The following is a 14,769-nucleotide window of genomic DNA, read 5'->3' on the forward strand; positions in this document are numbered from 1 at the left end:
GCCGCGACCGGAGCGCCGGTCACAGCGTCGCCGTCGGGCGGCGCTCGGCCACCAGGCGCCGGACGGTCTCGACCAGCACCGACAACGACGTCCGCGACTTGGTCAACGCCGCCTCCACCCGCGTGGCGACCTCGCGGTCTACGTCGTCGGCGGAGAAGATGATCGTCGGGATCGCGTGCGGCCGGCGGGTTTCGAGCGTGGCGAGCAGATCAAGTCCGGAGCCGTCGTCGAGCGTCAGGTCGACGATGGCGAGATGAAACCCGCCTTGGATGAGCTCACGCTTCGCCTCGTCGAAACTGCCGACCGACACCACGTCGGCGATCGAGCCGATCGCCGCAGCCACCACCTTTCTGAGGTCCGCGTCGTCCTCGACATGGAGGACGCGCGGCCGGGGCTCGCGGACGCCAAGCCGGACGCGCAGCACCGCCGCAAGCCGTCGCGCGTCGACGGGTTTCTCCAGCCAGGCGACAACGTCGAGGGCCGAGGCGCGCGCGTCTATCCGTCCCCGGCCGGCCTCGGCCGAGACCACGACGATCGGGATCGTGCGGGTGCGCGGCGCGGCCTGCAGGTCTCGGATCAGGCTGATGCCGTCCCCGTCCGGCAGGTTCAGGTCCACGAGGATGGCGTCGATCTGCTCGGTCTCGGCGGCCTTGAGCGCGGAGCGGACGGTGCCCACGACGAGGCTGTCGAACCCGGCGTCGCGCAGCAGTTCGGACAGCAGCGCGGCGATGAAGATGTCGTCCTCGCAGATCATCACCCGCGGCAGCGTCTCGCCCGAGGCGAACATCGGCGGGGCCACGTCGCGCCGGCGGAACCGCGGCAGGCGAACGCGGAACTCGGTGCCGACGCCCAGCTCCGTGCCGTAGGATACGGCCCCGGCGTGGCGCTCGACGATCTCCTTGACGATCGCGAGGCCGAGCCCCGTGCCGCCCTTGCGGCGGCTGTCCGAGCCGTCCGCCTGGGCGAACTTGCTGAACACCCGCGGGCGGAAGGCTTCGGGGATGCCCGCGCCGCGGTCGCGGACGGCGATCGTGGCCACATCGTCCTCGGCGCTCACCGCAACCTCCACCGTCGCGCCGGGCGGCGAGAACTTGATGGCGTTCGAGACGAGATTGGTCACCACCTGGTTCAACCGGTCGGCGTCGCCGCGCACGACGAGGTCGGTCTCGTCGTGCGCGACATCGATGATCACCCCGAACTCGTCGGCGTAGGCGCGCAGACCCCGGACCGCCTGCTCCACGATCTCGATCAGGTCGATCTCCATGAGATCGAACGCCATGCGTCCGGCCTCGATCTTTTCGATGTCGAGGATGTCGTTGATCAGCCGAACGAGGCGCAGGCTGTTGGAGTGCGCGATCGCGATCAAATGGCTCGCCTTGTCGCTCAAAGGCCCCGCCACCCCGCCGGCGAGCAGTCCGAGCGAGCCCGCGATGGACGTCAGCGGCGTGCGCAGCTCGTGGCTGACGGTGGACACGAACTCGTTCTTGAGGCGATCGACGCGCTTCCGGTCGGAGATGTCATGGGCCGAGATGAAGATGCGCTCGATCCGGCCGTCGGCGCCACGCAGCGGGACCTGGACCATCTCATAGGTTTGCGGAACGCCGTTGACGGTCGGTTCGCGCTCGATGCGCGACACCTGCCCGAGCTCCAGCGTGCGCTCGAGGTCGCGCTCGATCAGGTCGCCCCTCGGACCCGGAAACACTTCCGCCGGCGTACGCCCGACCACATCGTCGGGCGTGAGCCCCGTCGCGCGCTGGGAGGCGGCGTTCCACGTCTCGACCCGGAACGCTCCGTCGGGGTCGACCCGGAGCACGGCCTTGCAGTCGGGGGAGTTGTCGAACAGGCCGCGGAACAGGGCCTCCGCGCCGGCGAGGCGGCGCTCGCGGTCCTCGACCGCCGCCGCCATCACGCCGAGCGCGCGGCTGAGCGCGCCGACTTCGCCGCGGGCGCTGACCTGCGGACGCGCGCCGAGATCGCCGTCCTGAAGCTTGCGGGCGTAGGCCGTCAGCCGGCGCAGGGGCCGCAGCGCCAGCGCCTCGCCTCCAAGCGTGCCGAGCGCCACCGACGCGACCAGAACGAGCCCGATGAGCGCGAGTCGCTGGTTCAAGCGCTTGTCGACCGGCGCGACCACATTGCGTTTCGGCAGGCCGACGATCAGGGCGCCCTGGTCGGCGAGAACGCGCCGGGACGCGAACACCGTCGAGCGCGAGTCGATCTCGACGGCCTCGAACGTGGAGCCGGTGTCGGACAGCGCCCTCGCCACGAACGGCTCGTCGACGGCGCTGACGCCCGCGACGGGTCCCTGCGGATGGCGCGCGATGATCATGCCGCGGCGGTCCACCAGCGTCAGCGTCGCGCGCGGATCGAACTCGGCCGCGAGGTTGTGCAGCGGGTCGCTGAAAGACGCGAGATCGAGCACCGCCGCGAGCAGAACGGGTTCGCGCGCTTCGACCAGGAGCGGCGTGACCACCGCGATGCGCGGCATATTCTTCAGACGGGACACGAACAGGCCGCTGACCGTGAACGCCTGCGTCGACAAAGCGTCGCGGACATAATCCCGGTCGGCGACGTTCAGGCCCGCGACGCCCGGAACGTTCGAACAGGTGACCTCCCCGCCTTTGTTCACAATGTAGAGAGCCCGAAGGCTGGCGTTGAGGCTCGAGAACGCCGAAAGACGATCCGGGCAGGACGGGCCGGCGCGCAGCACCTCCGGCGAGCGGGCGAGAAACAGCAACAGCCGACGCGCGTCCTCGACGACCGCATCGAGCCGTTCGGCGCCGAGCCGGGCCGCGCTTTCCAGCCGCTCCTCCGCGCTGCGCAGCGCGATCTCGCGCTCGGAGCCGGCGAAGTGGACCGTGAGCGCGGCGAGCGGAGCGATCGTGACCATGCCGAGATGGGCGATCTGCCAGCGCAGGCTTGCGGCGGAGCGGTCGGCGTCGTTCGCAAGAAACAGCAGGGCGAAGGCCGCGGCGCTGTCGACGGAGAAGGTCTCGAACCCCCGAACCACCATGATGGTGGAGGGTTCCGCCACATAGAGCAGCAGCGTGAACAGCGCCGTCGCGAGACCCACCAGCCGCAGCACCTGACGCGCGTCGACGGCGGCCGTCCTGACCGACGCCGTGAGGGCGAGAACGCCCGCAAGGCAGAACAGCGCGACGGCGGTCGCGATCGGCGGCGTCTGAGGGCGATCGCCGACAGCCGCGCCGAGATGCAGGATGGGATCGAGGAGCGCGAAAAGCCCGACCGCCGCCACCACGCCGGCCAGAGCGACGCCGGATCGGCGCAGGAGACGCGAGCCCGAGCGCAGGGCGAACCAAGCGACCGAGGCCGCGAGCGTCGCGACGGCGACTTCGGCCGTCATCGGCGGGAAGTCGGCCGGCAGGAACGGTCGGTCGAGCAGGCGCGACGCCAGCGCCACGAGCGCCGCGATGGCGGCGAGGACGACGCAGGCCGCCCCGAGACGGTAGCGCAACGGCGGAGGGAACCAGCCTAAGCTCATCGGCGTACCGCTTCGGTTTCGCTGCCGCAGCTTAGGCCGCCTCGAACCCGCGCGCGACCGTCGCTTTGGGATGAACGTCCGATGAACGCGGCGTCCGGTTTGCGTTCAGGGGCGGCGCGCTAACGTCGCCATGCTTCGCATTTGGATCCCCCGCCGAAAGGCGTCGGAACGGATTCCCGCCCCTCTCCCTCCGAACGTGCGAAGCAAGCCCGGCCGTCAGGGGAGCGGCCGGGCTTTTTTCGTTCGCCGCCGACTCCAGACCTAGGCTAGGCGGCTTCCAACCTCCGCGCGTCTCCGTATAATCGCTCGAACAATACGTGCGCCCAGTCAGAAGGCGCGGTGGAGAACGCCTGATGCTTCAGTACGAGACTCTCATAACAAAAGACTCCGTCGAGGGATTGAACAGCAAGCTCAACGACGTGGCCGAACGCGGGGGGCGCGTCGTCAATGTCCTCTGGGTGCCGGAGCGCGAGAATCCGGCGGATCCGGAAAAGCCGTTCTGGTCGAAATACGTGGTCGTCGCGGAATTCGGCTCGGTCGCGGCTGCGGCCCCTGCGCCCAAGGCGCGCGCTCGCAAGGCCTGATCTTAACGGCGGAGGGGCATGTCGGGATCGGGCGTTTCCGATCGTCCTTGGTTCGACGCGGCCGACAGGCCGGAACCTAGGAGAACGCCATGCATCCGTCGACGCAGAAGATCATCCCGAACCTCTGGTTCGACCGGAACGCGGAGGAGGCCGTCGCCTTCTATGTGTCGCTGTTCGACGACGGGCGCGTGGCCAGCGTCGCGCGCTACGGCGCGGACGGACCGGGTCCCGTCGGCGAGGTGATGGCGATCGGGTTCGAAATCGCCGGACAGAGCTTCGCGGCGATCAACGGCGGCCCGCACTTCAGCTTCACCGGCGCGATCTCGTTGTTCATCGGCTGCTCGAGCCAGGCCGAGTTGGACACGCTCTGGGCCAAGCTGTCGGACGGGGGGGCGCCGCAGTCCTGCGGCTGGATCGTGGATCGTTTCGGCGTGACCTGGCAGGTCAACGCGGCGGAGATCGGGACCTGGCTCGCCGATCCCGACGCCGAACGGTCCGCCCGCGTGATGCGGGCGATGCTGCCGATGACGAAGATCGACATCGCGGCGCTGCGCCGGGCCTATGACGGCGGCTGAGACGGCCTCAGGGCGCGACGCGGTCGGCCATGGACGCGCCGCGCCGCCCAAGCGGCCGGGGCGCCCCGACGGTCGAGTCGATCGCGGTCTGGTGCTCCATCTCCGCGTTGAGCTCGCCGCCGAGCAGGACGACGGCGGCCGACATCCAGATCCAGGTCATGAAGCCGATCGCTGCGCCGAGCGAGCCGTAGGTCTCGTTGTAGGTTGCGAGGTTCTCCGCATACCAGGAGAACGCGAGCGAGCCGCCGACCCAGAGCGCGCCCGCCAGAACGGAGCCGGGCGCGGCCCATCGCCATTTCGGCGGTCGGCGGCTGGGGCCGAAACGGTAGAGCAGCGTCAGCGCGGCGAGCACCGCCACGAACAGCACCGGCCAGCGACCGAACTGCAGCAGGGCTTCCGCGCGCCCGCCGAGGCCGACGAACTCAAGCGCGATCGGCAGCACCACCACCGCGTTGAACGCGATCAGCACGAATAGGATGCCGCCGAAGGTGAAGCCGAGCGAGGTGAGATTCAGGACGACAAAGGACCGCTTCTCCTTCTCCTCGTAGACGACGTTGAGGGCGTCGAACATCGCCTTCATCCCGGCGTTGGCGCTCCAGAGCGCCGCTCCGAGACCGAACGCGAAGGCGAAGCCGAGGGCGCCGTCGCTCTTCGTCACGATTCGCGCGACCTGATCGCGCACGATGTCGAGGCCCGCGCGCGGCACAACCCCCTGGAACGTCGCGAGGTGGGCGTCGAGCGTCGAGAGGTCGGACGTGAGGCCATAAAGCGAGACGAGGGCGACGAGCGCCGGGAAGATCGCGAGCAGCGCGTAGAACGTGACGCCGGCGGCGACCGCCAGCAGGCGATCGTTCGTGATCTCTCCATAAAGACGCAACGCGATGTCGCGCCAGCCGCGGGCTGGAAACTCCTGCGGGGCGCGCGCGTCGCGTCCGCGCGTGGAGGAAGCGGACTCGCCTCGGGAGGGCTCTGCCGAGCGCGCGCCTTGGCGCGGGGCTCGGCCGAGCGCCAGCGCGGCGACCGCCATGGCCGCCGCTGCGACGATGAAGGGATCGACGGGCAGTCCCCGTCCATTCTCCTGTCCGGATCGTCCCCGCATGCCGCCCCTCCCCCACGCTTCGCCTTGTCGAAACGCCGGACGGGCGGGAGCGTTTCCGCGGCGCGCCGACGCGGGGCCGATTGGTGGGGAGTCGAAGATGGCCTGCCGATGGTCGCCGGTCGGATCGGGCGACCATCGGCAGTCGGGATCAGCATGCGCCCGTGGGGGACGCATACGCCGGCGCATGCCTGCCCGATTTCAACGCGTGCCGCGGACGACAGGGCCGATCTCGCCGATCCGGCCCGGTCGTCCGCGCGGTTCGACCTAGTAGCGGTAGGACAGCGCGAGGCCGAACAGGCCCGCTGTCTCCGCTCCGTCCTTGACCACCGGGCTGTCCGCGGCGTCGCCGACGTAGCGGGTCACGCCCGCGCGGGCGAGCGCGCCCCACCGCTCGTTGAACTGGTAGCCGACGGTCAGGCCCGCGCTGACGTCCTTGAAGCCGGCGTCAGGCCGATAGGCGCGCAGCCCAGAGGCGGCCGATCCGGACCGGGTCACGCCGAAATAGGCGCGGCTGAAGTCCTCGCTGGCGTAGGTCGTCTCCGCGTCCACATTGGCGTAGAGCGGCCCCCATCGCAGCGCGGCGTAGGACACGCCCGCCGTGATGGTGAAACCGTCATGGGCGTTCGAGACGTCCTGCAGGAACGACGCCTCCACGCCGATCTCTCCCTGACCATCGGCGCGGCCGCCGAAGCGGTAGCCGATGAACCCGCCGGCCTCGATCGCAGCGTCGACCTCGTCGAGACGCCGGACCGGGCCGCTCACGTCGTCGTCGCGCTTGCCCCGGTAGCCGACGATCGGACCGACGTCCCAGGGGCTGTCGGCCAGCACGTCGATCCGGGCTTGCGGGCCGCGGAGCTGCAGCTCGACGCCGCGCCATTTCACGTTGGCGATCGCGAACGGCACGACCTCGTAGGAGTCGGCGCCCTCGTACTCGGGCGCGAAACCGGCGCCGGCCGCGACGAACGCCGAGAACACCCGCTCGTCGGGCGCCGCCACGGGCGGGACAGCGGCCTCTTCGGAAAAGTCGGCGGCCTGCGCCGACGTCGCCTCGATAACGGCCAAAACCGCCGCTATGCCGAATCTCGTCCGGGTTCGCTTCATGTCCACGTCTCTCCCGCTGCCGAACGGACCGGCGCGCTGAGACAGCCATGGCCGGCGCGCGGGGACAGTGCGAGCGCGCCTTCGCCATTGCGCAGAATGCTTCGTGACGTGCTCTGAATCGTGAGGGGGAAGCAGGTCCGCGATGCGTGATTTCGCGAATTCTCAGGCCGAGCTGTGGCTACGCCAGCGCGTCGGCGAACTCGGCATGGCCTTGGGCCTCGGGCTCGTCTTCGCCTACATCGGCCCTTTCAGCACCGACAAGCCGGACTTCCTGCCGAAGCTCGGCTACTGGGCCGGCCTGCTGGCGTGCTGGTTCATTGTGGCGGCGGTGGTCGAGCAGGCGCTCCGAAGCATCGATGCCTATCGGAGCGCAGGCGTCTGGATCCGGCGGATCTGTCTCGTCGCCGTCGCGTCGGCCCCGATGCTGGCGGTGGTGGCTCCGGCGACCACCGCGCTGGTCGGCTGGGAGGCGAGCGTCCCGGAGCTGTTGGAGATGTACGGGCAGATCGCCTTGATCTGCCTCGGCGTCGTCATCCTGTCGGACGGGATCCTTGGAACGTCGCGCACGGCCGTAGCCGGGCGTGGCGAGGACGCGGGCGGCGCGACGACGCACGCCTTGCCTCCGCCGACCGACGGAGGGGCGGATGCGACCATCGCGCCGCCGTCGGTGCTGGCGGAGAGCACGCTGCTGACGCGGCTGCCGCCGGCAGTCCGCGGCCCGATCCTATGTCTCGAGATGGAGGATCATTACGTGCGCGTGCACACCAGCCGCGGATCCTCACTCGTCCTGATGCGGCTCGGCGACGCCATGAGGGAGGTCGGATCGACGCCCGGCGCGCAGGCCCATCGCTCGTGGTGGGTCGCGGCGGACGCTATCGAAAACTTCGAACGCTCGGGCCGCGCGGCGAGAGTGACGCTGTCGAACGGACTGACGGCGCCGGTGTCCCAGCGCCACCTGCAGTCCATCGCCGAACTGGCGCAGGGTCGCGCGTCGTCGTTCTAGTGGGCGAGCAATCGCACGCCGACCTTGCTGTACGGGAGCTTTCGGAAACTGGGACGTCCCCATCGCGAGGGGGCATCATCCGGAGCGTGGTGGGCGGTGACGGGCTCGAACCGCCGACCCTCTCGGTGTAAACGAGATGCTCTACCAGCTGAGCTAACCGCCCGGCTCCAGAACGACGAACGCCGCTCCCTTGTCGTCGGAAGCGGCCATTCGCGCAAGTCGCAAACGTCTGACGTCCCGGGCGACCGCGCGTCCTGAGGAGCGCGGCGCCGTCGGGCGCGTCACGCGTTGACGGCGTCCTTCAGGGCCTGACCGGCCTTGAACTTCGGCGTCTTGGACTCGGGGATCTTGATCGTTTCGCCGGTGCGCAGATTGCGGCCGACGCCGGCGGCGCGCTTCACGACGGCGAACGTGCCGAAACCGACGAGGCGAACTTCATCGCCCTTCTTCAGAGCGGCGATCACGGCGTCGAAGGTCGCGTCGACCGCCTTGGCCGCGTCGAGCTTCGTCAGGCCGGAAGTCTCGGCGACCTCAGCGATCAGATCGGACTTGTTCATCGTTCCCTCCATGTGACGACAGGAATCGCGCAACGGCGCATCCCCGTGAACGAGCCCGGCACACTTTCGCGAAATCTTCCGAAGCGCAAGGATGGACGGGCGATTTTCCGTCAGTTTCGATGCGTTTCCGGGGGGTAGAGAGGTGATTTCGGCGCTCGACCGCGTGCATTTCGCGAGCGATGCCCGCTATGGAGGAACCGGCCGTCCCCTTGCGGGACGGCCGGTGACGCGTTCGTTCAGTGCGCCCGGAGCCCGGGCGCTTCCTCTTCGATCGCGGGAGCGGGCGGCGGGGCCCGCTCCTCGTCCCACTCGATCGGCTCCGGCTGGCGGAGCAGCGCATGGGCGAGGACCTGATCGACCACCCGCACGGGGATGATCTCCAGCTTCGTCTTCACGCTGTCCGGAATGTCCGCGAGGTCCTTCGCGTTCTCTTCCGGAATCAGCACCGTCTTGATGCCGCCGCGGACCGCGGCGAGCAGCTTCTCCTTCAGTCCGCCGATCGGCAGCACCCGGCCGCGCAACGTGATCTCGCCGGTCATCGCGATGTCCTTGCGGACCGGGATGCCCGTCATGATCGACACGATCGCGGTCGCCATGGCGACGCCAGCGGACGGGCCGTCCTTCGGGGTCGCCCCCTCCGGCACGTGCACGTGTATGTCGCGGCGGTCGAACAGCGGCGGCTCGACGCCGAAGTCGATGGCGCGGCTCCGGACATAGGACGCGGCGGCGGAGATCGACTCCTTCATCACGTCCTTGAGGTTGCCCGTCACCGTCATGCGGCCCTTACCGGGCATCATGACGCCTTCGATGGTCAGAAGCTCGCCGCCGACCTCGGTCCAGGCCAGCCCCGTGACCACGCCGACCTGATCCTCGGCCTCCGCCTCGCCGTAGCGGTAGCGGATGACGCCGAGGTAGTCGGCGAGGTTGGCGGCCGTCACCTTGACCGTCTTCTTCCGCTTCTGCAGCACCAGCTCCTTCACCGCCTTACGGGCGACGTTGGAGATCTCGCGTTCCAGATTGCGCACGCCCGCCTCGCGGGTGTAGCGCCGGATCACCTCAAGCAGCGCCTCCTGATCGATCGAGAACTCCTTCTCGGCGAGCCCGTGCTTGGCCAGGATCCCCGGCAGCAGATGCCGCCGCGCGATCTCAACCTTCTCCTCCTCGGTGTAGCCGGCGATGCGGATCACCTCCATCCGGTCCATCAGGGCCGGCGGGATGTTCAGCGTGTTCGCCGTCGTCACGAACATCACGTTCGACAGGTCGTAATCGACCTCGAGGTAATGGTCGTTGAAGGAGTTGTTCTGCTCGGGATCGAGCACCTCCAGCAGAGCCGACGCCGGGTCGCCTCGGAAGTCCATGCCCATCTTGTCGATCTCGTCGAGCAGGAACAGCGGGTTCGCCTTCTTCGCCTTCTTCATCGACTGGATGACCTTGCCGGGCATCGAGCCGATGTAGGTGCGGCGATGACCGCGGATCTCGGCCTCGTCGCGCACGCCGCCGAGCGACATGCGGACATACTCACGGCCGGTCGCCTTGGCGATCGACTTGGCGAGCGAGGTCTTGCCGACGCCGGGAGGGCCGACGAGGCACAGGATCGGGCCCGTCAGCTTGTTGGCGCGCGACTGCACCGCGAGATACTCGACGATGCGCTCCTTGACCTTCTCAAGTCCGAAGTGCTCGGATTCGAGCAGAGCCTCGGCCTGCGCCAGGTCCTTCTTGACCTTGGACTTGACGCCCCACGGGATCGACAGCAGCCAGTCCAGATAGTTGCGCACGACGGTCGCTTCCGCGGACATCGGGCTCATCTGGCGCAGCTTCTTGAACTCCGCGTCGGCCTTGTCGCGGGCCTCCTTCGAGAGCTTGGTCTTGGCGATGCGCTCTTCGAGCTCGGCCAGATCGTCCCGGCCGTCGTCGTCGCCGAGCTCCTTCTGGATCGCCTTCATCTGCTCGTTCAGGTAGTACTCGCGCTGCGTCTTCTCCATCTGGCGCTTGACGCGCGTGCGGATGCGCTTCTCGACCTGAAGGACCGAGACCTCGCTCTCCATCAGCGACAGCACCTTCTCGAGACGCTGGAACACGTCCGTCAATTCGAGCACCGCCTGCTTCTCGCCGATCTTGACGGCGAGGTGCGACGCGACGGTGTCGGCGAGCTTGGAGGCGTCCTCGATCTGGCTGACGGCGCTCACCACCTCGGGCGAGACCTTCTTGTTCAGCTTCACGTAGTTCTCGAAGTCCGAGACGACCGAGCGCGCGAGCGCCTCGACGTCGACCGGCTTCTCGATCACGTCTTCGACCGGCTCGATCTTGGCCTCGAAGAACTCGGTGCGGTCGGTGTAGCCGAGCACGCGGGCGCGCGACTGGCCCTCGACCAGCACCTTCACGGTGCCGTCCGGAAGCTTCAGCAATTGGAGCACCGAGGCGAGGGTGCCGACCTCGAAGATGCCGTCAGCGCCCGGATCGTCGTCGGTGGCGTTCCGCTGGGTCGCGAGCAGGATCGGCCGATCGGCCTTCATCACCTCCTCGAGCGCGCGGATCGACTTCTCGCGGCCGACGAACAGCGGCACGATCATGTGCGGGAAGACCACGATGTCCCGGAGCGGAAGCACCGGATGGACGTCGACTTCGCCCGGAGCGTCGGTCGCGCGCGATTTGGCAGCGGTCATGGTCGGAATTCCTTGTCACAGGCCGCAATCCTTCAGGGGCTGCGGCCACGATTCGGCGCGGTCGTTCTTGCGAGCCTAAGGCCTCGCAGGGCGGCCGCCCAAGGGAGCGGCGCGCGAAGCCTTGGGAAACGCGCGCCTTTGTTGAGGATTAGGTGGCCATGCGGTCGGAGGGTGTCAATGGCGACATGATGCGGCGCAGCGGCCGCCTCCGAGCCCGGCCGCAGCCGGCGACCGGCACGAGAGATCAGGCCGACGCGGGAACGCGCGCGATCACCTTGATCTCGAAGTCGAAGCCCGACAGCGACGTGACGCCGACCACCGTCCAGTTCGCGTAAGGAGGCCCGCCGAACGCCTTCAGCCGGGCCGCCGCGACCGCCTCGATCTGCGTCGCCTGATCGGTGTGGAAGGTGGTGACGTCGACCACGTCGGCGAAGGTGGCCCCGGCGGCTTTCAGCACCGCTTCCAGATGGTCGAAGGCGAGCTGGACCTGCTTGGGGAAGTCCGGCTCGGGCGTCCCGTCCTCGCGGACGCCGACCTGTCCTGAGACGAAAAGCAGGTCGCCCGAGCGGATGGCCGGCGAGTAACGGTGAGCCTCGTAGAGCGGCTGCGGATTGGCGGGAAACACCGCGTCGCGGGTGGTCATGATCTGAAACTCCTTATGGCAAGCCGGTTCGCGCGGGTCGAAGGCGGAGAGACGCCCGAGATGGACGGGACCAGGCTCACGGGGCGCTTGGATCGACGCTTCACATACGCGTCGTATGTCGAACACATCTGGTCATACAGCGCGTATGTCAATATGCATACGCCGCGTATGTGAACTACGGAGACGGGAGATGGTCGCAGGACGTCGGGCTCAGGCTGCTGAGGAGACACGGGCCAGACTGCTGCGCGCGGCGCGCAAAGCGTTCGCCGCGAAGGGTTACGCCGAAGCGTCCATGGATGAGTTGACGGCCGAGGCGGGCCTGACCCGCGGAGCGCTCTATCACAGCTTCGGCGGCAAACCCGGCCTGCTGCAGGCGGTGATCGATCAGATCGACGCCGAGATGCTGGAGCGTCTGCGCATCGTGCGCGAGAAGGCCGGCTCGGGCTGGCCGGGCCTGCTCGCCGAGAGCGTCGCCTACATCGAGATGGCGCTCGAGCCCGAAATCCAGCGCATCATGCTGCTGGACGGTCCGGCCGTGCTTGGCGACCCGTCGCGCTGGCCGAACCAGACCGCCTGCCTGCGCGCGACGACGCGGACGATCGAGACGCTGATCGCCGACGGCGTGATCGCACCGGTCGACCCGGAAGCCGCCGCCCGCCTGCTCAACGGCGCCGCCCTCAACGCCTCGCTGTGGGTCGCCGCCGCCGACGATCCGCCTGCCGTGCTCGCCAAGGCGACCGACGCGTTCCGGCTTCTTGCGACCGGCCTGCTGAAGCCGAAGAGTTCAGCCGCGCAGGTCTCGGGTTGATCCGTCGACGCGGCTCTTGAACGAAAAACGCCCGCGACCATGGTCGCGGGCGTTCGCAGCGTTGAGGCTGAACGTCGGTCAGGCGCTGGCGGGAGCCGCCTCGCCGGCGCGGTCGGCGTAGATGTAGAGCGGGCGGCCCTTGCCGTCGGCCACGTCGCCCGAGATCACCACCTGCTCCACGCCTTCAAGGCCCGGCAGGTCGAACATGGTGTCGAGCAGGATCTGCTCCATGATCGAGCGCAGGCCGCGGGCGCCGGTCTTGCGCTCGATGGCCTTCTTGGCGATCGCCGACAGCGCGTCCTCGTTGAAGGCGAGCTCGACGTTCTCCATCTCGAACAGCCGCTGGTACTGCTTCACCAGCGCGTTCTTCGGCTCGGTCAGGATCGTCTTCAGCGCCGCCTCGTCGAGGTCCTCGAGCGTCGCCAGCACCGGCAGACGGCCGACGAACTCCGGGATCAGGCCGAAGCGCAGCAGGTCCTCGGGCTCCACGTGGCGGAAGATCTCGCCCGTCTTGCGCTCGTCGACCGCCTTCACCTTGGCGCCGAAGCCGATCGAGGTGCCCTGCCCCTTCGACGAGATGATCTTGTCGAGGCCGGCGAAGGCGCCGCCGCAGATGAACAGGATGTTGGTCGTGTCGACCTGCAGGAACTCCTGCTGCGGATGCTTGCGTCCGCCCTGCGGCGGCACGGAGGCGACGGTGCCTTCCATGATCTTCAGCAGCGCCTGCTGCACGCCCTCGCCCGACACGTCGCGGGTGATCGACGGGTTGTCGGACTTGCGGCTGATCTTGTCGATCTCGTCGATGTAGACGATGCCGCGCTGGGCGCGTTCGACATTGTAGTCCGCGGCCTGCAGCAGCTTCAGGATGATGTTCTCGACGTCCTCGCCGACATAGCCGGCCTCGGTCAGCGTCGTCGCGTCCGCCATCGTGAACGGCACGTCGAGGATGCGCGCAAGCGTCTGCGCGAGCAGCGTCTTGCCGCAGCCGGTCGGGCCGATCAGCAGGATGTTGGACTTCGCCAGCTCGACGTCGTTGTGCTTGGTCGCGTGGTTCAGCCGCTTGTAATGATTGTGGACGGCGACCGAGAGAACCTTCTTCGCATGGTCTTGCCCGATGACGTAGTCGTCGAGAACCTTGCGGATTTCCTTCGGGGTGGGGATGCCGTCGCGCGACTTCACCAGCGAGGATTTGTTCTCCTCGCGTATGATGTCCATGCACAGCTCGACGCACTCGTCACAGATGAAGACGGTGGGTCCGGCGATGAGCTTGCGGACTTCGTGCTGGCTCTTTCCGCAGAACGAGCAGTACAGGGTGTTCTTGGCGTCTCCGCCGCCGACCTTGCTCATCATATCACCCCTTTCGGGTCGAAGCCGGCGTCCCTGAGTCGCGCCGCTTCATCGAGATGTCATATGCCGACCGACCTTAATCAATCGGCGCCGTCACATGGTGACAGCTCCGCTGCGACGCAACGCCGCCCGCCATGATACGCCGAAGCGCGTTCTCGGCAACCGGACGCGCCGGTCCGGTTGCGATCATGACCGACGGTGGCCTTCAGGTCACGCCGACGCGACGTCGCCTTCGCCTTCGCCCTGACGGCGCTCGAACACCTGATCGATCAGGCCGAAGTCGCGCGCCTGCTCGGCCGACATCATGGTGTCGCGATCGAGCGTGCGCTCGATCTCCTCGTAGGTCCGGCCAGTGTGCTTCACATAGATGTCGTTGAGCCGGCGCTTGATCTTCACGATGTCCTCGGCGTGGCGCTCGATGTCGGACGCCTGGCCCTGGAAGCCGCCGGAGGGCTGGTGCACCAGGATGCGGGCGTTCGGCAGCGCGGCGCGCATGCCCTTCTCGCCGGCCATCAGGATGAACGAGCCCATCGAGGCCGCCTGGCCCATGCACAGCGTCGCCACCGCCGGCCGGATGTACTGCATGGTGTCGTAGATCGCGAAGCCGGAGGTGACCACGCCTCCCGGCGAATTGATGTAGAGCGCGATCTCCTTCTTCGGGTTCTCCGCCTCGAGGAACAGCAGCTGAGCGCAGATCACGGCCGCCATATCGTCGTTGAACGGGCCCGAGAGGAAGATGATTCGCTCCTTCAGCAGGCGCGAGTAGATGTCGAACGACCGCTCGCCGCGGTTGGTCTGCTCGATCACCATCGGAATGAGGAAGTTGGTGGTCAGGTCCTGGAAATCGCGCATGGGCGGAGTCTCGTCCTCAAGAAGGCGCGCCGCGCCAC

Annotated in this window: 12 protein-coding genes and 1 tRNA gene; 4 read left to right on the forward strand and 9 right to left on the reverse strand. The window is 68.2% G+C overall.

What is annotated here, in order from left to right; translation table 11 throughout:
- Positions 1-19 precede the first annotated feature (19 nt).
- A complete protein-coding gene (locus PKE78_RS14840) occupies positions 20-3,499 on the reverse strand; it encodes an ATP-binding protein (protein WP_271201678.1) in 3,480 nt (1,159 codons plus the stop codon).
- Positions 3,500-3,852: 353 nt separating this feature from the next.
- Here PKE78_RS14840 and PKE78_RS14845 point away from each other — a divergent pair, with 353 nt between their 5' ends.
- Positions 3,853-4,083, forward strand: coding sequence for a hypothetical protein (locus PKE78_RS14845; RefSeq protein WP_271201679.1), 231 nt, complete (start codon positions 3,853-3,855; stop codon positions 4,081-4,083).
- Positions 4,084-4,172: 89 nt separating this feature from the next.
- On the forward strand, positions 4,173-4,658 hold the full coding sequence (locus PKE78_RS14850) for a VOC family protein (protein ID WP_271201680.1): 486 nt from the start codon (positions 4,173-4,175) through the stop codon (positions 4,656-4,658).
- A 7-nt stretch (positions 4,659-4,665) separates the two neighbouring features.
- Here the strand turns inward: PKE78_RS14850 and PKE78_RS14855 are convergent, their stop codons facing one another.
- Together PKE78_RS14855 and PKE78_RS14860 are read right to left on the reverse strand one after the other, a co-directional pair.
- Positions 4,666-5,535: a YihY/virulence factor BrkB family protein gene (locus tag PKE78_RS14855; protein ID WP_271201681.1), complete on the reverse strand. Its 870-nt coding sequence runs from the start codon at positions 5,533-5,535 to the stop codon at positions 4,666-4,668.
- 486 nt (positions 5,536-6,021) lie between these two features.
- Positions 6,022-6,753 (reverse strand): MipA/OmpV family protein, encoded by a 732-nt coding sequence (locus PKE78_RS14860; protein ID WP_271201682.1) that lies wholly within the window; start codon positions 6,751-6,753, stop codon positions 6,022-6,024.
- Positions 6,754-7,000: 247 nt separating this feature from the next.
- On the opposite strand from PKE78_RS14860, the gene PKE78_RS14865 reads away from it, so the two are divergent.
- Positions 7,001-7,861 carry a LytTR family DNA-binding domain-containing protein gene (locus PKE78_RS14865; RefSeq protein WP_271201683.1) on the forward strand — a complete coding sequence of 287 codons (861 nt, stop codon included), beginning with the start codon at positions 7,001-7,003 and terminating at the stop codon, positions 7,859-7,861.
- A gap of 87 nt (positions 7,862-7,948) precedes the next feature.
- Here PKE78_RS14865 and PKE78_RS14870 read toward each other — a convergent pair.
- The 4 genes from PKE78_RS14870 to PKE78_RS14885 all read right to left on the reverse strand — a co-directional run bounded on the left by PKE78_RS14870 (position 7,949) and on the right by PKE78_RS14885 (position 11,724).
- Positions 7,949-8,024 (reverse strand) — tRNA-Val (locus PKE78_RS14870).
- Between the two features lie 118 nt (positions 8,025-8,142).
- Positions 8,143-8,418, reverse strand: coding sequence for an HU family DNA-binding protein (locus PKE78_RS14875; protein WP_271201684.1), 276 nt, complete (start codon positions 8,416-8,418; stop codon positions 8,143-8,145).
- A 236-nt stretch (positions 8,419-8,654) separates the two neighbouring features.
- On the reverse strand, positions 8,655-11,081 hold the full coding sequence (lon, locus tag PKE78_RS14880; protein ID WP_271201685.1) for an endopeptidase La: 2,427 nt from the start codon (positions 11,079-11,081) through the stop codon (positions 8,655-8,657).
- Between the two features lie 244 nt (positions 11,082-11,325).
- A complete protein-coding gene (locus PKE78_RS14885; protein WP_271201686.1) occupies positions 11,326-11,724 on the reverse strand; it encodes a RidA family protein in 399 nt (132 codons plus the stop codon).
- Positions 11,725-11,914: 190 nt separating this feature from the next.
- Here PKE78_RS14885 and PKE78_RS14890 point away from each other — a divergent pair, with 190 nt between their 5' ends.
- Positions 11,915-12,532, forward strand: a complete 618-nt coding sequence (locus PKE78_RS14890; protein ID WP_271201687.1) for a TetR/AcrR family transcriptional regulator — start codon at positions 11,915-11,917, stop codon at positions 12,530-12,532.
- A 78-nt stretch (positions 12,533-12,610) separates the two neighbouring features.
- Here the strand turns inward: PKE78_RS14890 and clpX are convergent, their stop codons facing one another.
- The gene (gene clpX / locus PKE78_RS14895) at positions 12,611-13,879 is read right to left on the reverse strand and encodes an ATP-dependent Clp protease ATP-binding subunit ClpX (RefSeq protein WP_271201688.1); all 1,269 of its coding nucleotides are present in this window, start codon (positions 13,877-13,879) and stop codon (positions 12,611-12,613) included.
- A gap of 210 nt (positions 13,880-14,089) precedes the next feature.
- Positions 14,090-14,731: an ATP-dependent Clp protease proteolytic subunit gene (locus tag PKE78_RS14900; RefSeq protein WP_271201689.1), complete on the reverse strand. Its 642-nt coding sequence runs from the start codon at positions 14,729-14,731 to the stop codon at positions 14,090-14,092.
- Between the last annotated feature and the right edge of the window lie 38 nt (positions 14,732-14,769).

Origin of the sequence: Methylopila turkensis (assembly GCF_027922325.1) — a bacterium.
GTDB lineage: Bacteria > Pseudomonadota > Alphaproteobacteria > Rhizobiales > Methylopilaceae > Methylopila > Methylopila turkensis.